This is a genomic window from Streptomyces sp. NPDC001027, assembly GCF_040299045.1.
Taxonomy (GTDB): Bacteria; Actinomycetota; Actinomycetes; order Streptomycetales; family Streptomycetaceae; genus Streptomyces.
Genome location: NZ_JBEPBI010000004.1, coordinates 26862 through 43767, shown reverse-complemented (window position 1 = coordinate 43767; position 16906 = coordinate 26862). Strand labels below are relative to the sequence as shown.

13 protein-coding genes are annotated in these 16906 nt (G+C 67.4%); 6 read left to right on the top strand and 7 right to left on the bottom strand.

Features of this window, described 5'->3' with window-relative positions; all coding sequences use genetic code 11:
- Positions 1-189 precede the first annotated feature (189 nt).
- The 6 genes from ABT300_RS02760 to ABT300_RS02735 form a co-directional block, all read right to left on the bottom strand.
- Positions 190-1824, bottom strand: a complete 1635-nt coding sequence (locus ABT300_RS02760; protein WP_351671113.1) for a site-specific integrase — start codon at positions 1822-1824, stop codon at positions 190-192.
- Positions 1821-2159: a helix-turn-helix domain-containing protein gene (locus tag ABT300_RS02755; RefSeq protein WP_351671111.1), complete on the bottom strand. Its 339-nt coding sequence runs from the start codon at positions 2157-2159 to the stop codon at positions 1821-1823. Before ABT300_RS02755 ends, ABT300_RS02760 begins: the two co-directional genes overlap by 4 nt.
- The gene (locus ABT300_RS02750; protein WP_351671109.1) at positions 2156-3223 is read right to left on the bottom strand and encodes a tyrosine-type recombinase/integrase; all 1068 of its coding nucleotides are present in this window, start codon (positions 3221-3223) and stop codon (positions 2156-2158) included. The genes ABT300_RS02755 and ABT300_RS02750 overlap by 4 nt, the downstream gene beginning before the upstream one ends.
- 115 nt (positions 3224-3338) lie before the next feature.
- Positions 3339-3560: a hypothetical protein gene (locus ABT300_RS02745; protein WP_502977865.1), complete on the bottom strand. Its 222-nt coding sequence runs from the start codon at positions 3558-3560 to the stop codon at positions 3339-3341.
- A 659-nt stretch (positions 3561-4219) separates the two neighbouring features.
- Positions 4220-5593: an SMI1/KNR4 family protein gene (locus tag ABT300_RS02740; protein WP_351671107.1), complete on the bottom strand. Its 1374-nt coding sequence runs from the start codon at positions 5591-5593 to the stop codon at positions 4220-4222.
- Between the two features lie 42 nt (positions 5594-5635).
- The gene (locus ABT300_RS02735) at positions 5636-5845 is read right to left on the bottom strand and encodes an SMI1/KNR4 family protein (protein WP_351671105.1); all 210 of its coding nucleotides are present in this window, start codon (positions 5843-5845) and stop codon (positions 5636-5638) included.
- A gap of 838 nt (positions 5846-6683) precedes the next feature.
- Between ABT300_RS02735 and ABT300_RS02730 the strand changes: the two genes are divergently transcribed.
- The 3 genes from ABT300_RS02730 to ABT300_RS02720 all read left to right on the top strand — a co-directional run bounded on the left by ABT300_RS02730 (position 6684) and on the right by ABT300_RS02720 (position 10917).
- Positions 6684-8609 (top strand): hypothetical protein, encoded by a 1926-nt coding sequence (locus ABT300_RS02730; protein ID WP_351671103.1) that lies wholly within the window; start codon positions 6684-6686, stop codon positions 8607-8609.
- Between the two features lie 494 nt (positions 8610-9103).
- The gene (locus ABT300_RS02725; RefSeq protein ID WP_351671101.1) at positions 9104-9931 is read left to right on the top strand and encodes a hypothetical protein; all 828 of its coding nucleotides are present in this window, start codon (positions 9104-9106) and stop codon (positions 9929-9931) included.
- Positions 9928-10917 carry an alpha/beta hydrolase family protein gene (locus ABT300_RS02720; protein WP_351671099.1) on the top strand — a complete coding sequence of 330 codons (990 nt, stop codon included), beginning with the start codon at positions 9928-9930 and terminating at the stop codon, positions 10915-10917. Before ABT300_RS02725 ends, ABT300_RS02720 begins: the two co-directional genes overlap by 4 nt.
- A gap of 254 nt (positions 10918-11171) precedes the next feature.
- On the opposite strand, the gene ABT300_RS02715 is transcribed toward ABT300_RS02720, so the two are convergent.
- Entirely contained in the window at positions 11172-14108 is a 2937-nt protein-coding gene (locus tag ABT300_RS02715; RefSeq protein WP_351671097.1) for a DUF4365 domain-containing protein, read from the bottom strand.
- A gap of 230 nt (positions 14109-14338) precedes the next feature.
- Here ABT300_RS02715 and ABT300_RS02710 point away from each other — a divergent pair, with 230 nt between their 5' ends.
- The 3 genes from ABT300_RS02710 (at position 14339) to ABT300_RS02700 (ending at position 16842) form a co-directional block, all read left to right on the top strand.
- Positions 14339-16024, top strand: a complete 1686-nt coding sequence (locus tag ABT300_RS02710; RefSeq protein WP_351671095.1) for a hypothetical protein — start codon at positions 14339-14341, stop codon at positions 16022-16024.
- A 147-nt stretch (positions 16025-16171) separates the two neighbouring features.
- Positions 16172-16432, top strand: coding sequence for a CopG family transcriptional regulator (locus tag ABT300_RS02705; RefSeq protein WP_351671093.1), 261 nt, complete (start codon positions 16172-16174; stop codon positions 16430-16432).
- Positions 16429-16842, top strand: coding sequence for a PIN domain-containing protein (locus ABT300_RS02700; protein ID WP_351671091.1), 414 nt, complete (start codon positions 16429-16431; stop codon positions 16840-16842). Before ABT300_RS02705 ends, ABT300_RS02700 begins: the two co-directional genes overlap by 4 nt.
- Positions 16843-16906 lie beyond the last annotated feature (64 nt).

The following is a 16906-nucleotide window of genomic DNA, read 5'->3' as shown; positions in this document are numbered from 1 at the left end:
CCATGCCGAGCGTCACGACCAGCCCTTTCAAAGAGATGAGGTGGAAAGGCTCGCACAGCCCTTTCGCCGCAGGCAAACCAGCCTTCGGGCACTGCCCGGCTCTACCCGGATGATGCGTTGAGGCCACCTTGGTTTCCGCCAGCGGCGGACAGTCCCCAGACCAGGGGATAACGATCTACTGGTGGAGTATTACCCGGTCGTCGTTTCGGTGCCTGCCGGGCTGGCCGCGCGGGTGTAGCGCAAGCTGGCCTGGGCGCTGAGGTTGAACATGGTGGCGATGCGGAGGGGATCGGGTCCGGCGGCGATCGCTTCTTCGAGGACCCGGTCCTGGCGGAGGCTGTCGGCCGTGGCGGGCAGCCCCTTGAACAGGCGCTTGAGCCAGAAGTCGCTGACCGGGCTCTTCCTCTTGGCTGTCTGCTGGGTGAGGAGGAGATGAGGGTTTGCCGAGTCGGGCCAGCGGGCGTCACGGTAGCGCCGGTACGTGCGGATGGCTTCGGCGGTGAAGTCGTCGAGGGGCCGGCTGACCTCGCCCCGCCGCAGGCGCCTGGTGCTCAGCTCGATGTCGGAGTCTTGGAGCATTCTGATCTCGTGCGGGAAGAGGGCGTGGATGCCGGTGAGGGCGACGACGGCCAGGAGGGCCGGGCTCTCAGCCGCGGCTCTGGCCACTTGTTTGAGTTGGTCTGCCGCGACCGGCGTGGGCGGGCTGACGAGGGTGTTGCCGGGCCTGATGCGTCGGGCCGGGTCGGCGAAGATCAGCCGCTGTGACTTGAGCGTCTTGAACATGTCCCGGAGCGCGACGATTTCGCGCTGGACGTTGTTCCGTTTGGACAGCCAGTCAGCGATGTCCTCGGGGGTGACCTGCCTCAATGTCGAGTATCGGGGGGCACAGTACTCGGCAGCGAACGGGACGATCAGCCGCAGGTGGATGTCGACTGTGTGAGGTGACCTGGGGCGGCGGCGGGGGGCTCCGTTGCGGAGGACGTCGAAGTAGGCGGTCACCTCAACGCGTATCTGCTCGGGAAGCACTGCGAGGTGAGATCGGACCAGTTGTTCGAGGGGGTCGGGTGCGTCGTCGAGCAGGATGTCGAGATCGTCGAGTATGTCGATGAGATGGACTGCGGGAACATCGATGTCCCGGGAGAGTGCGTGCACCGTGGTGGCTTTGATCCTTTCGGAGGGCTGGTGCAGGGCCGAGAGGATCATCAAGCCGCACTTCACGCGCTTGATGGTGCAGTGGTTCCAGCCCCGTACCGCCGCGACGTCCCTGGCCCGATCGACGAGGAAGTCCGCATATCCGGGATCTGCCGGGGTGAATCCTGTCCAGGAGCGCCCCTTCGAGCCGTTCGGGTTCCGATAGCGCCGGAAGTCCCGGACCGGCTCGAAGAGCGTGAGCTGGATGCTCCCGGGCGGCTTCAGCAGCAGGGGGTGCCTGTGCAGCGTCTCGCTCGGCAACTCAGGCACCTGCGCTGTTCTTGCGGTGAGGTGGTGGCGCCGATTCCATTTGATCAGGTCAGCGAGAAACGTCTGGTGCCCGGTTGCGGCTGCGACCGTGAGGTCCAACCGGGCCCCGTGGCCGGCTGACGGGACCTTGATACGGCCGGCGACGAATGCGGCCTGGTGACGGCAGGCCCGGCAGACTCCGTCACGCAGGGGGACGGTCGCGCCGCACGTGCCGCACGAGTCGGCAGGGTACTTGTACCACCATGCCCTGCACGCATAGCAGAGGATCTTCGAGCCGCCCGGGTTGGGGTGCAGGCCCCAGGCCATGCAGACCTCGCAACTCTCAGGCATCCCAAGCCCCTTGGCCTTCGCTTCCTTCGTCACAACGGCGGCATCAAGTTGCGGGAGGCCGGGCCGCCGCCGCTGCGACGACGGTTCTCACCAACAGCGGGACGGACGGCCGCGCTGCTCTCATCCTGCTCCGGTCGTTTCGCGCGGGCCTTCTCGGGCTCACGGACAAGCAGATCGCTGGGCTCGCATTGCAGCACCTCGCAGATCACGTCGAGATCGTCCAGGCGGATGGTCACCGGCTGTCCGGCCCACAGGTTGGACATCTTTCCCGCACTGATCACCAAGCCGGCGTCGGCCAGCATGCGCTGGAGTTCGGAGGACTTCCAGATGTCCCGCTTGGCCGCGGTCATCCGCAGGTTCCACTTCATGACGCTCCTCCGAATCGAGCCCGTCCACGCTCACCGGCACGGACCCACGCGTCCTCTACATGGGTCTGGTTGACGTGTACGTAGATCATGGTGGTGTTGATCCACTTGTGGCCAAGCAGTTCTTGGATCGCCACCACGTCCATGCCCTGACGGTAGAGCTCCGAGGCAGCGAAGTGCCGAAGCGTGTGCGGCGTCAGCTTTCCTGCCTGGGAAGGAAGGTGCTGGGCGACCATCTTCTTCAGATGCAGGCGGAGCGTGTCGGTATCCACCCGCAGGCTCGAGCCGTCTGCGGCCCGCCGCTCCGAGGGGAACAACGGCGCCTGCGGCTCATCCACCCGATCGTCGTACTGCCAGCGGGGGCCGTCGACCCACCACTCCAGCAGCGAACGGCTTCCGTTGATCAGCGGGACGAGCCGTTCCTTCTTCTTGCCGCGCCTCCCCTTGCCCCGCAGAAGGATCTTTCCGAACTGGCCGAGCTCCCAGTGGATGTCGTCGACGTTGGCCAGGCTCAGCTCCGAGACCCGGGGACCTATCAGACTCGCCAGCCTCATCGCGGTGTAACTCCGGACGATCGACAACGGTTTACGCGCCTGCGGCACCTCGTCACGCCAAGCCGAGAACAGATGGTCGACCTCTCCGAGCGGCGGCGGAACCCGCAACCGGGACAGGGTCGATCCACGGGGCCGGTTGATCTCATCCAACGGCGACTCGACGACATAGCCGGTTGCCCTGTGGATGGCGGGCTTGTGCCGTAGTTCAAGGAACTCGAAGTACACGCTGAGAGAATGCGCCTTGTGGACCTTTGTGGCATGAGCCATGCCCTGTTGATGTCGGCCGAAGAACCGGTCCAGATCGCGAGGTTCCATCTCCCACAGCGGGCGCGTGAACCATGAGCGCACTTCGACGATCACGCCGACATCGCCGGCGACCGTCCCGTCGCTGATGCCGGCCGAAGCCCGGGCGAGCACGAACTCGGACAACAGGTCCTGCTCGAAGGCCGCGAGCTCCTCCGGCGTCGTCAAGCGCAGTTCCGGACGCAGGTCTCGCACGATCGCCAGGGACACGAAACCTCCAGCTCGACCATTTAGCCAATTGATCGGACTGGACGATACCATCTCAGGAATCGTGAGATTCCATCGTGATGGACAACCTCCCGCGGGGGACGGACAGACCTCCAGGTCAGGCGCACGCTGCAGCGAGACCACGCTTCGGCGTGCTTGAGGAACCCTCGGGAGGAGAGTCAACGGGGCCGGTGCTGTACTCGCTCGCCAGGAACCGGACCCCGAGGAGCTTCTCCATGTTGCCCTCGACGATGCTCTGCACATCGGCCTCGGCGTCAGCGAGACGCGGCGCGACCTCCGTCACGCCGCCTTTCGTGTTGTATAGCTTCAGGTCCGGCACCGCCCCTCCCGTACAGCCAGTGTGGCCGACACTCAACAGCAGGGGCTGTCGAATTTATTTCCGGGCACTCCGCAGCCTGGTCCAGAGGATCCCCGGGACAATACAATCGAGGCAAGCGGGTCAGAATAGGACATTTCTAGATCGCGGGACATGCACGGGACGGCGGGGCTAACATTCCGTCAGATAGCCCGCTGACCTGCGAAAACTTCTGGGAACTGTCCTCCGGAGCCGTGTGCGCAGGTTCGAATCCTGCCGGGGGCACTCCGGATCAAGACCCTGACCTGCAGGAATGCAGATCAGGATTTCTTGCGTTCATGCCAAAACGCACACGGTCTTTTGACCGTTGCTCTCTTCGCGTCGCGCAACGCTCCCTGCGCCGAATCTTGCCCCTACGGTTGACATATTTCTGCAGGTCAAAGCGCGTTCACCCGGCGCCTATTGACCCCGCTTACCGCCAAATCGGCGATCGCAAGCGGACTGGGGACTGGAACGTCACCGCCTCACGCAAACCCCTTCTGACCTGCCTAAATGTGGCCGATGCCACACGGATGCGCACACGGTCTGGTGGGTCGTCACACCTTCGGCTCGGCCCTGGCGCTCCTGGTCCTACTCGGGAAACTGTCCACCCGGCCCATCAACATGGAGCCAGGAGCCTGTGCTTATGGCCGCTGCCGCAACACGCGCAGGGTCACGTAGGTTTCGCCGGGGCCCGGGGGTCGGCTCCAGGACAGGGTGCGGAGGGTGTGCAGACGTCCGCGTATGAGGGCGAACCGCGGCAGTCGGATGCCGATCTCGGCCGCGAGTGCCTGCAAGGCGCGGTGCTCGCCCAACCGCTCATCGTGCGGTTCGTCCGGCGAGAAGAGATGGTCTGGGTCCAGCGCGCCCGGCACTGGACCATGTCTGCTGACCGCGTCCTCCTGGACGGTGAATCCGTACCGCTCCTCGCCGTTCTCTGTGACGGACAGATGGAAGACACCGGGGCGGTGCCCGTCGAAGGGCTCGCTCCACACCGTCACCGCGCGGGTGCCCCGGGAAGCGGCGATGCCCGGGGAGACGAACCGCCGCTCGTCGAAGCTGGCGCCCGGCCTTGGCTCGAAGGCGAAGCTCCAACCGGGACCCGCCCGGCCGACGGCGGTCAGCGCTTCGTCCGCCCAGGTCGACACGTCTTGGTCGGTCATCCGCGGGTCCCTCAAGGTCATCGGTTCGTCCAGGACTGTGGCTTCGTCGGCGCCGATACGGCTGGGCAGCTCGACCGGCTCCACCCCTTCCACGAGAAGGAAGCGCTCCGACACCAGAAAGTTGCCGGAGTCCCCTTCCGCCAGCCACGCCAGGCCCGGCGGGTCGAGGTCTGCCGCCGGAGCCGGGGCATCGCTCTGCTGTCCGGCGCGGGACGTGGCCAGCAGCTCCCGGCCTCGCTCCGGGGTGATCAGGGGGCCGAGGAGCGGGTCGGCACACAGGCCGACCGGGGCGAGGTGATCGGGGCCGAGCGGCCGCCACTCGGGCAGCGCGGCGCGCAGCGTGTGCCAGGCCGCGTCCATGTCGCCCCAGCGCACCTGCTCCCGCGCCTCCTCCACAGCACGGCCAAAGGGGCCTGCGGCGGTGTAGCGGAACGTGCCTTCCGTCATCTGCCGCACGATCTCGTCCGCTGCCTCGCGCACTGCCTCGGAGGCGCCCCGCAGATGATGGGTCAACGACCCACCATCCCGGTGGTGTCGCACGTCCTCGGCAGCCAGCACGGGCAGCGCCTCCGGCGCATACAGCGCGTCGGCCGTGAGCCCGTGGAAATACACCATGTAGGTCTCCCCGAGCAGCAGACGGATCTGGTCGCGCAGCCCTGTCGCCCGGGGCCTGCCGTACGCGATCGCCTCCGCCATGGCCGCCGAGGCCCGCTCATACCGCCCACCCAGCGCGTCCAGCCGGGCAGCCTCGACGGACGCGTCCAAGGCCCGCGTCGTCGCGTTGACGAACGCCATCCCCGCACGCTCCGAGCGGTCCACCCACAGGCTGTGGAACTCCTTATACATCGCCTCCATGAACAAGCGGAACGACGCGTACCGTTCAGGAGGGCTCGCGCGCTACGACGCCCAGCAGTGCACCGCCCACTCACCAGTCTCGTTCACGTCCCCCGGATCCAGCAGGACATAGCCGTCACTCACCGCCACGAACGCCCGGTACGAGGGCGGCAGCCGGTGCCCGAGCCGCTCCTCCGAGGAGCGGATCCGCTCCTCGGAGGCGGGCGGGAGCCCGAGCCAACGCGTACGCAGGGGGCTCCTCGTCCCGCGCATGCCGCCCGCCTGCCGACGCGTTCGGATCCTGCGCGTCCGCCCACTCCTGACTCCACCGCACCAGGAAGGACCGCCAGTCATCGATCGTGTCCGTCATGGCGACAATGCTGACACTCACCACTGACAACGCCACCATCCAGCCCGGCTGTTCGGACCGTCCCAGCAGAAGCCGGGCCGTCAGAGCGGGGCGATCGCCCTGACGGACTCAAGGGGGCGCGCCGACACGGCCCGCAGCCCGCCGTACCGGCTACGCACCCGGCATCCTGATCGACGGCATCGAACTGCGCGACCGGGTCTGGATCGATTACGTCCTCGAACCTGCCGCGCCCGGCTCCGACGACCGCCCGCCCGGCCCACGGTGACGATGTGGGCCCGCGTCTCACGCTCCAAGCCGGACCGGGGCTCGTCCACACCGGCGTCGAGGTCTCAACCAGCGGTGCGACGGTCCTGACCGTGACCGCGGTGAACCTCCTGCTGCGCCGGGCAGAGACCAGGGGCGAGGACCTTGGTCGGCGGTAGTCGGGGTGGGGTGCGTCTCGCAGGTGAAGCCAGAAGTGGCTGGCTCGGGCAATGTGGCCGGGCACGCCGGCATGGAGTCGTCCTTGGTGGCGCCCGGTGATCTGAAAGAGCTGTGCGGGCGGCCGATTGCCGCGGGATTGCGCCAACTCCTATCGGCATTTGTGGCGTTGGCGCTATTCTGGGCAGGGGACGCTGCACAGTGGGGGGCATGATGGCAGGGGCGACGCGTGCTCTCTTAGTCGGTGCTGGTTCTTACTCCCAGTCCGCTCTGCGTCTGCCGCCTGGGGCCGAACGCAACGTGAGCGCTTTACGCGAGGCTTTGACCGACCCGCTGGTCGGGGGGCTTCCGCCGGATCTGTGCGAGACGGTCCAACCTGCGGCAGCGGACAGCGTGCTGCGCCATACATTGGAGGCGTCGGTCGGCGATGGTGGTCTGATCGTCTACTGGACGGGGCATGCCACTCTCTCCGCTGAGGGCTCGCTCTACTTGGCCCTGCGCGGTTCACGCCCGGGCGACCTGGCCACCTGGATGCCGGCTCGCCGGGTGGCCGAGGCCATGACCGCCGGCCACAGCGCCGCGGCAGACCGGCTGTTGATCCTCGACACGTGCTTCTCCTCCTCCACGGGGATCGTCTCCGGGCACTACGACGGACTCATCAAACGTGCGGTTGAGCAGGTGTCGCGTGGCGGGGTGGCCGTCTTGTCGTCGATGGGCACCACTCCGACCGGGTTTGCGGCCAACAGCCAAGGTCTTTCGGTCTTCACCCGCCAGCTGATCGAGCAGTTGCAGACCGGAGTCGGCGCCCCGTCCGACGAGCTGCGTCTGGAGACGCTGGCCCGGCGCGTGGGGACGGAGCTCAACCGCAATGGGTACCGGCGCCCCTGCCTTCGAAACGCAGCCGCGTTCCTCAGGCCACTGGCCTCAACACCGAGCGCAGCCCTTCGTGAAGAATCCGGCCTCCTGCCCGTGCGGAAAACGCCCTCGCAGCTGACGGCCGACGTGATGCGCTATGCCGTGGCCGTAGCGGGCGCCCTTGGCACCGGCGGGACCGACTCCGCGGCCCCGACCTCCCATGACGCGAGCAGGGTCTACCAGGCACTGCTGAAAAGCCGTTGCGGGTTCACCAAGCGCAGTTCCGCCCTGCTCGATTCCCCACCAACCAGGCAGGCGTTGCGCACCAGCCTGGAGAACATGGCCCAACAGGGGCGCAACATGCTCCTGGTGTACCTATCGAGCTCGGGAACCGTCGACGCGGATGCCAACGGTCTCGACCTGCGCCTGAGACTGGCTGGACAGGAGACCATCTCTGTCAGCGACTTGGTCAAGGACCTGCAGCGCGCACGCGCAGAGCGGGTCACGCTGCTGATCGACGCCTGCCGGCCGCACGCGGTGAACCCTCCGGAGCCGGACGCGTCCACGGACGATCCGTCTCGTCCGCCATGGGGCAAGCGGCCCGGATTCACCCAACTGGCGATCACCTGGACCACCTCGGCAGCATCGAGTTGCCTGCCGACGCTCGACCCGCTGGCGCTCTCCGCCCAGGAGCAAGGGCCTTTGCCCTCCGCCTGGTTGACGCACTCGGCTCCGTGGCGTCTCCAGCAGCCTGCCGACCAGGATCGCTGGAAGTTCTACTTCCCGGGCATCGACATCAGCTGTGTCGATGACCACGGCCCGCTGTCACCGTGGCTCGCGCTGCCGGCGACGAGGCTGGCGTCAGCGGACGTGGGCGTGGCCCGCTGGCTGTTGTCCGACCTGTACACGTCGCTCGCCCCGGCGGTCGCTGGCACCCCCAACGAACAGCCGCTGCGCCCCTCGGCACCGGACGAGGCGATGAGCGAGGAGGCGCCGCCGCCGAAACCTCGCCGGCACCGCGGCCACCGGGCCCGACTGCATCTGACTGAGGATGACGGCGCCGCGGCGGCTAAGGCAGGCGTCCGCGTCACCTTCCGCTATCAGCCCCTCGAGGGCGAGGACGACAGGGCCACGGCACCGCAGGCGACCGATGACGCGCCCCTGGACATCACGCTGCGGATTCGTGCCACGTCGGCGACCGTGCAGCCGTCCCTGATCCATACCCATCTCACCGACGAACGCGGATCACCTCCGAGCGCCTTCCGCGTGACCCCGGAGTCGCGAGACCCGGTCACTGTGCTCATCGACGTCCTGCGGCGCGCCGACGGGGCCTTGATCCAACAGTTGAAAACCGTGATCCCAGTGGCCAAGGCGGAGGGTTCCAAGCTTTAGCGATGTCGCAAGAATGTGAACTGGACAGCTCCGTCACCGCTGATCCGTACGATGAGCTGCACGATCTTCCCCGCCTGCGGCCCGATGAGTGCGTGCCCCGCAGCGTGCTCTTGACGTTCGATGTCCGCGACGGCGGGAGAGGGTATGAGGTCAATGCGTGGGGTGATGCCCTGCCCTTTGACGGCAACGCGCCCTTCCGCGGAGTGATCCAGCGCAGCCGGGAGGAGATCGCATCCGAGGTCGGCCAGCTGCTGCGGACCTGGCTTGAGACGGTGGTCAACCGCCGAAGACCAGGTACGCGGGACTACGTCTTCAACGGGTCGCCAGCAACGGATCTCGGAGGGGATGAGGCCCAAGCAGCGCTGTCCGGCATCGGACTCGGGCTGGCCCGGGCGGGACATGCACTGTTCGAATTCCTCTTCTCCGGGGGAGACGCGGGGCTGTCCCGCCTGCGTGGGGCCCTGTGTGCGGCGCTCCGCGCGGGACCGCAAATCGTGACGATCACGTCCAACGACCTCTTCGTGCCGTGGGGGATGCTCTACCTTCCGCCCGACCCAGCCACCCGGCTGCCGCAGAGGTCCGCGGCCTGGGACTGGAGCGGCTTCCTGGGATACACCCACCTCATCGAGCACACCCTCGGATACGTGGAGAAGTACAACCCGCTCATCGAGCACGGCACGGAACGGCCGCAGGCGGGACTTCAGTTCGATCTGCGCATGCAGGACGGCGCCGCACCCGGCGCGGGTCCGATCGGCGCCGTGCGCGCCATCGTCGAGACCCATGCCGATGTCACCGAACGCTCGTGCAAGCAGGACCTCGCCGAGGCGCTGAGCGATCCACTCGTCCGCGACCACCTCCTGGTCTTCGGAGCCCACGGCTGCGGTGAGCGCCAGGCCCCGCGAGGCACGTCGCAGGCCCAGTTCACCCTCACTGACGGTGAGGCCATCTGCAGCTCCGACCTCGAATACTGGCGCACCACCCGTCAGGAACGGCTCCCGGACCCGCTGTGTTTCATGATGGTCTGCGAGGGGGGCCGCACCCGAACCTTCGTGCACGAGGGGCTCGGCCGACCTCTGTTCGACCTCGGCATCGGGTGCCTGATAGGCCCTGAGATAGAGATACCGAAGACCTTCGGCAGCCTGTACACCTGCCGCTTCTTCGAGGAGTTCTTCAAAGGCGAGCGCGCCGCACCCGTAGCACGAAGCCTCACACAGGAGTTCCTCAGCCAGCACGCCACTCCCCTGGGCCTGGTCTTCACCCTGCTCCGGGGGATCGACAACCGTCTAGTGGACGCGTCCGCCGTAGCCAAGGAGCCGGCATGACCGTCGTGGACCTGCTCGACCTCAACGACACCGGTCACCTCCTCGACCCCCATCACGGCGGCCCGGTCCCAGCCGAACAGGTGCCGGCCGTCATCGAGAAACACCTGCGGCTCCACGACGACACCACGGACATCTTCCTCTACGTCCACGGCTGGCGCACAAGCACCGACAACGCGGAGCAGGCCGCTTCGCGGCTCTTCCGCCTCATGGAGGACGTGGCGGAGCAGCAGCCGTACGCCTACCCACGCATCGGCCCGTTCCGGCCCCAGTACGTGTGCGTACGCTGGCCGTCGGGCAGCGCGGCAACGAAGGCCGGCTACCGCACCATCCGCGACCGGACGGCCGCCATGGCCCACAGTGGACAGGTCTCTCATGTGCTGGCCGCGGTCCTGGGCTACTTCAACGAGCGTCGGACCCTGCCCGAAGCCGGCCCGGACGTGCTGCGGGGCTCCTACGGGCAATATCTGCACGCGGTTGGGCACTCGTTCGGCGGGCGCTTCCTCTGCCACGCCATCGAACAGGCCAGCAATCGGCTGGCGGACGGCCCGGACACGTTCGCCTGGCCCTGGAAGTCCGAGACTTACCCCTGGACCCTCGACAGCCTCACGGTGTTCCAGATGGCTGCCCCCGCCGACGCGTTCACCACCGCGCCCTACACCCGTCTCCTTGACGACAGCGTGCTCAACGCCCCCTTCACCATGACGTTCTCCCCTCACGACCGTGCCCTGGGTCTGTGGCATCGGCAGACGGAAGACGGAAGCAACGGCATCGGTTTCCTGGGGGCGACCGGACCGCGGGAGCACTTGCACACCATGCCGCTGCATCCCACGACCGAGAACTACGTCTTCCCCACCACCCGGCTCCTCAACGTGGATGCCAGCGCGTACTATCGCAGTTCGCCCTTGCGGATCGAAGGCGCGCACTCCGACTACTTCCGCCCCGAGTCAGCGCACCTGCTTCTCTCGCTGGCCAATCAGGCACGCTGACCTCGGAGGTTCGGTCTGGCTCCATGAAAGCAGAGCCTTCACACATCGGACGCTGTGCGCTATCTCGTGGGTGCATTCCCGCTTCCGTCCTTCGTTGCCGCAGGGGCGACCGGGCAGGCAGGACTGGCGAGTCCGTACCGAAGGACCTCACGGCGCTGTGCGCTGGACGCGTCACCATCCTCAAGATCTGACGGGCCGCAGACTTCGTGTCGTGGCACTCCGCCATGACACGAATCCGCCTTCCGATTCCCCTACTACATGTAGTGGGCGTAGCGGGTGGCGACAGCCTGGTCGGGCGGGCAGAAACGCAGAACGGATTTGACCTGGTTGGCCGTGCGCAGGGTGACGGGGAGCCGTCCGTCCAGGCGGGTCTGGTTCCAGTTCATCTTGGTCAGGGCGAGGACTTCGGCGGCCAGTTCGCGAGGGTTGCGGGTGGGGCTGACGGGCCTGATGCCGATGGGGCGCGGAATGTACATGCCAGGGTAGGTTCGGTAGAACTCGATGCTGCCGGTGGCGTACAGCGCGAGTTCGCGTTCGCCGAGGGTGACGAGGGTGCCGCGCAGGGGCGGTGCATCGCCGGGACGGAAGGCTGCGGCTCCTTCGCTGCTGGTGATCCAGCTCATCTCCAGCGTGTCGATGAACCGTTCGTCCGCAGCGTCCTGGAAGCCGCCGGCCTCGTCGTCGGTGAAGGCCGAGGTCTTGTGCAGCACGATGCGCGCGGGTGCGGTGTGGTGTTCGCGCCGGTAGGCGTCCAGGGCGTGGACTAGGAGTGCGTGTGCGTCGGCGCGGGCAAGGTGGGGCTGGCGGTCGGTGCGGCTGATCCGCGCCGGTCCTCCGCGCACGATCACTCCATCCCCGCGTTCGTTGAAGACCTGCGCGACGGAGGTGCTCAGAGAACTTCCGTCGTCGCTGCGGTAGAAGGCAACACCGACGTAGCAGGTCGTGAGGTCAGCGGGATTGCGCAGGAGGCGCCATGGGACACCGCCGGCTTTGTAGTAGAGGGCGACGTGCAGGTTCCAGGCCCGGCTGGCCTCGTCCTGGCGGCTGTGGCCCTCGGAAGGCCGGGTGGCTTCGTCCCAAGTGCTGCGGCGGATGATCTGGATGGGCTGGCGCAGGTGCAGCAGCCGGGCTTTGAGCAGGTCGTGGAAGTTGGCGAACTGGGCCGGGGCCAGCTCATCGGGCGTGTCCGGGGCTGGAAGGTCGCTGGCCGCCTTCAGGCCGCGGGCTGATCGGCCGACGGTGTCGATGAGTTGCTCGGGTCTGGCGACCAGGAGGACGTCGACGCGGTTCTCGTCAGCCAGTGCCCTGATCTCTTCCGCGTAAATGCTCACGGCCTTGGTCAGAGCTGCTGGCTGGCTGGCGGCCTCGATGGCGCGCAGGTCGCGGCTGCTGATCGCCCGCGTGTTGCGGTCGCTGAAGACCAGGGTGGTGTGCAGGCCGCGGTCGGTGTCGCAGCCGGGGAATTCCGGGAAGAGATGCGGGTACTTCTCGTCCTTGGCCGCGATGGGTTCTCGGCAGCGCTCCAGCCACCGGCGCAGTCCGTCGAGTTGGTCCGCAGGACCGACCAGGCCGACGCGGATCGCCCGGGGTGCATCGGCCGCGCCGAGATCGGCGGGGCCATAGTTCGTGATCCCGAACCGTGGATCGATGTGCCGAGCCGCTCCGCCGAATTCGAGTTCTGGTTCGTCGAGGGTCACCGAGTCCATCAGCGGCCTCGCGCTGCCCGCCCGCCCCTGGCGGGGCATCCGCAGCCCAGCAGATCTGGACTTGCTCCCGGGGTTTCTCCGGCGAGAAGCGCCGGTGTCGCTCTCGCCGTCCTGGAGCAGGCTGAGGAGATCCTCGGTCTCCGCATCAGCGACAGCCGGTACGGTGTCCAGGCTTTCCTGCCCCCCGGAGGACGCGTCCTGGTCGTCCTCGGGTGCGGCCCCAGACGGAGCCGGCCCCCACCACCGGTCGTCGATACCACGATCGACCGTCATGGTGGCGAGCTCGCCGAACTGTACGGGCCGTGCTTCCGTGAACAAGTCGGCGTCCTGGCACAGGTAGTTGGCCCACATGCGGGTCCAGCCTCGGACCGCCGGGTGCCGGTCGAGGCGTTTGATCCCCGCCAGGAGCCGGTCGGCGAACGGGTACTCGGTGTATCCGTCGGTGGTGAAGCAGTAGTCCGGTTCCAGCTGGCAGTACCAGACTCCGTCCAGGCGCCGGAATCTGGTGCGCAGTGCGGCGTGGTGGTAGTAGCCGACGCACTGCGGGTCGGACTTGGAAGTGTGCGGACCGAACACGGTCCGGCCACGTGATCCGGGGCCCCTGCCCGCTTTGCGGGGCCCCAGGTGCGAGGTCGCACGAAAGTGCATGTGCTTGCGGTCCTTGTGCCAACGCAGTTCCGGATAGGAGCCCTGGACGGTGCGGGAGAGCAGGTCAGCGAAGCGGTGCTGGGTGTCGAGGTCGTCGCTGTCCGCCCACTCTCTGGTCTCGTGCCGCTCGGGATCTCCGTTGCAGAGCACCCGCAGAGGCGAGTCCCGCAGGTCGTGGAACGACAGGATCAGGTTGTCCCGCAGGATCCAGCCGGACTCGCGCCGGCCGTGCGCCTCCAGCGCGGCACCGGCCGCGCGGTAGTCGATGAAGGCCGTTGGGGCCAGATGCACGGTCGGTGGTATCTCGATGACGGGCAGCAGGTTCGTGGTCAGCACTTCGGTGATCGGTGCGGGCCGCAGGTACAGGCCCGTCGTCCGAGGCATCGCCAGGCGCAGCAGTGCCTGGGCGGCGTCACGGTCGAAGCGCTGGGTGTGCTTGTCGATGTCCACGCGGCGGCTCGCACGGCTGACAGTGTCCGGGAACGCCGCCTTGACCTCCACCCACCACGCCTCATGGCTCTCGGGGTGGGAAAAGACCAGGATGACCGGTGAGTTGCCGGACAGCCAGTGATCAAGATCGCGCTGGTCGCAGAGGTAGTGGAAGCCGTCGTCCGTCTCGCCGGAGAAGGGCCGGTCCTGCGCTTTGCTCTGGACCAGCAGGGTCAGGTTCAGCACGGCCCGGCTGTCGGGGTCGACCAGATCGATGTGTCCGTCGATGCCGTGGTCGACGCGCCGGGGATGGAAGAGGTGGCCCATCTCCAGGCAGCGTCGTTCGATTAGGGCGATGCCTTTCTCGCCGATGATCGTCTGGCGCGTCACGGTCTTGCGATCAGCCATCGCCCCACCTTCCTTGCTGGACACGGCCCGTCGGCAAGTAGCCGGCCGAGGTGCTCATTCAGGGTATGCGGCGCCACTGACAGTCAGGCCGACGCGCCGTCCCGCCCCTGTAGTCAGCCGTGCCCTCCTACACCGCAGTTGCGACCCCACGTCTGGGGAGCCGTGCGCGACGGACAGCCCTGGACTGTCCGTCGTGAAGAGTTCCGGCCTGAGCCCGAGAGGAAGTCCGGATGGCGAGGGCAGCCAGACGTGCCGCTGGTGCGGGAGCGCGCGGGCCGTTCCGACGGGCGTGGTTCGCACCGTGGGCACGTTCAGGGCCGGCTCAGGAGAAATCTGTCGAATATCCACTTCAGGACGAGAATCATGGCGGGATGACTCGGTACCTGTATGACCGGCTGGTGGCGGAGGACGAGTATCGCCAGCGCATCCGGCGGCACCGTCCCAGTTCACTGCTGCCTCTGATCGCTGCAGCGGCGGCCCGCTACAGCACGCCCGAGCGGCCACGGTCCTGGCTGGAAAGCCCCGGTCTCAAGTACACGCCCTGGGCGCTGGCCGACGCGGCCCGCGTCTGCCTGGCCTACGGCACCGAGCACCAGCGATCCGAAGCCACCGAGCGTGATCTGCTGGAGATCCTGGCGGCGTACTCCAGCCTGAAGGAACCGACCCTGCACGGCACGGACGAACCCGCTGTCCGCCTGCGGGACTTCATGATGCGCCTGGGCGGTGAGCAGTCGGCCTGGCAAGTCCCGGAGTTCGTCAGTCTCGCCCGTACCGCGGCGCTGTACCTGCACACCCCGTTCCCCGCGCATCGGCAGCCCCGCTGCATGGTCCCGGGCTGGGACACCGAGTTGTTCGGCTGCCCGTTGCCCGACTACGTCGGAACCGCGCAACTACTGTGGGGATGTGCGCTGTTCAACGCCGGGCGTTTCGACTCCGCGATCTTCGACAGCCCGGACGCGGAGAAGTTCAACCGGGTGGTCAGCCGGGAGACGGTGCTGCGCGTCATCGAACGGCACTTCGTCACCGACGTGACTTCCATCAAAGCAACCGAGAAACAAACCGCAGAAAACCTGGTGAAGGTGGTCGGCGGCAAAGCGGCCCAGCTGCGTCGCTTCACGTACAACCCGCTGCTCGGCCGCCCCGCGGTCACCGGCTTCGGGCCCGGCCTGCTGTGCCCCTCACCCCAGTTGGTCTGGCGCAAGGCGACCCCGGCTGGCATCTACCACACGGGCCGTGAGCACTTCGGAACCGGCTTCCTGCGGGAGACCGGCTATCTCTTCGAGGAGTACGTCGGCCGCCAGCTCCGCCTGATACCGGACGCCGACGTCATCGGAGAGATCACGTACCGGGTCAAGCGCAACGAACTGCTCAGCGTCGACTGGATCGTCATCTTCGACGACCTGGTGCTGCTCGTGGAGGTCAAGTCCATGATGCCGACCGAGAACGCCCGGCTCGGCCTGGAAAACGGAGTAGCAGAGTCCGACAAGAAACTGGCACGGGCCTACTGTCAGGTCAATGCCACCTCGGCACAGATCGACCAGGGCAATCCGGCATTCGCCGGTATTCCGGCCGACCGTCCGCGTCAGGCACTGATCGTCACTCTTGAGCCGTTCCCCATCGCCAACGCCAACCTGCCCCACGTGGACCTGCCCGCCGCCGATATCCCGACCGCAGTCGTCGGGGCCCAGGAGATCGAACGCCTGGTGACCTTGACCGACACCACACCCAGCTCACTGCTCCTGGAGCGCGCAGCCGACCCCCAACGCTCCATGTGGGCGCTCAACGAGTGTCTCAACGGACACGCGAGTGATCGCAACCCGGTCCTCGACCAGGGATGGGCGACCTATCCGTGGGCGACAGCCCGGCTGACTCCCACCTCGGATGTGCAGCAGTCCCTGGAGCACGGGTTCACGTAGTAGGGCACGCGCCCGCTGTGGCCCCGGTTCACCGGTGGCTCGCGCAGATAAGCGTCACCGGGAGACTGGCTCCCGACCGGCCCTGTCAGCCGGCTCGAGTCTCCAGTAAGGCACCCACCAGGGAGGATCGACGGTAGGATGAGTAGCATGAGTGAGCCTACCGGCAAGTACTCGATCACCATGCCGCGGGACATCGCCGAGGCCGCCAAGGCCCGCAGCGGCCCCTCCGGCCTGTCTGCTTACGTGGCTGCCGCCGTGGCCCGCCAGATCGAGCGCGACAACCTCAACGAAATCATCCAGGTCGCCGAGGCCGAGCACGGGGCCGTGACGGACGAGGAGATCCAGGCGCTGCGCGACCAACTCCACCAGGCCCGCCAGCAACAGACAGGCGGGGCGAGCGCCGCGTGACCCGATCCCCCGCCGCGCCCGGCGGCACGCTGGTCCTGGACAGCGAGGGGCTGGCCAAGGCCATCCTGCGCGACCGCACGGTCACCGGCTGGCTCGCCCTGGCCCGCGCCGACGACCTGCGCGTCATCACCTCCGCAGCCACCCTCGTCGAGGTGGTCCACCCTCGGATCAACCGCCCGGCCCTGGAGTGGACCCTGTCCCGCCTGGTCATCGAACCGGTCACCGAGCCCATCGCCCGCCACGCCGCCGCACTCCTTGCCGACGCCGGCCTGCACGGCCACAAGTACGCCATCGACGCCATGCTCGGGGCCACCGCCCTCACCGCCCCCGGCCCCGTGACAATTCTGACCTCCGATCTGGAGGACCTCACGGCGCTGTGCGGTGGGCGCGCCACCGTCATCAAAATCTGATCCTGCCGTGGACGTCTGTGCGAGCCATGGCCGTTCGCCCGAAACCCGGGCTGAGCTAGGTGCT

What these genes read in the sequence shown, in the direction of transcription:
- ABT300_RS02755 (WP_351671111.1), bottom strand. Translation starts at nt 2,159, where the DNA reads ATGAAGTGGAACCTGCGGATGACCGCGGCCAAGCGGGACATCTGGAAG.
- ABT300_RS02740 (WP_351671107.1), bottom strand. Translation starts at nt 5,593, where the DNA reads ATGGAGGCGATGTATAAGGAGTTCCACAGCCTGTGGGTGGACCGCTCG.
- ABT300_RS02735 (WP_351671105.1), bottom strand. Translation starts at nt 5,845, where the DNA reads ATGCGCGGGACGAGGAGCCCCCTGCGTACGCGTTGGCTCGGGCTCCCG.
- ABT300_RS02720 (WP_351671099.1), top strand. Translation starts at nt 9,928, where the DNA reads ATGACCGTCGTGGACCTGCTCGACCTCAACGACACCGGTCACCTCCTC.
- ABT300_RS02715 (WP_351671097.1), bottom strand. Translation starts at nt 14,108, where the DNA reads ATGGCTGATCGCAAGACCGTGACGCGCCAGACGATCATCGGCGAGAAA.
- ABT300_RS02710 (WP_351671095.1), top strand. Translation starts at nt 14,339, where the DNA reads ATGGCGAGGGCAGCCAGACGTGCCGCTGGTGCGGGAGCGCGCGGGCCG.
- ABT300_RS02705 (WP_351671093.1), top strand. Translation starts at nt 16,172, where the DNA reads ATGAGTGAGCCTACCGGCAAGTACTCGATCACCATGCCGCGGGACATC.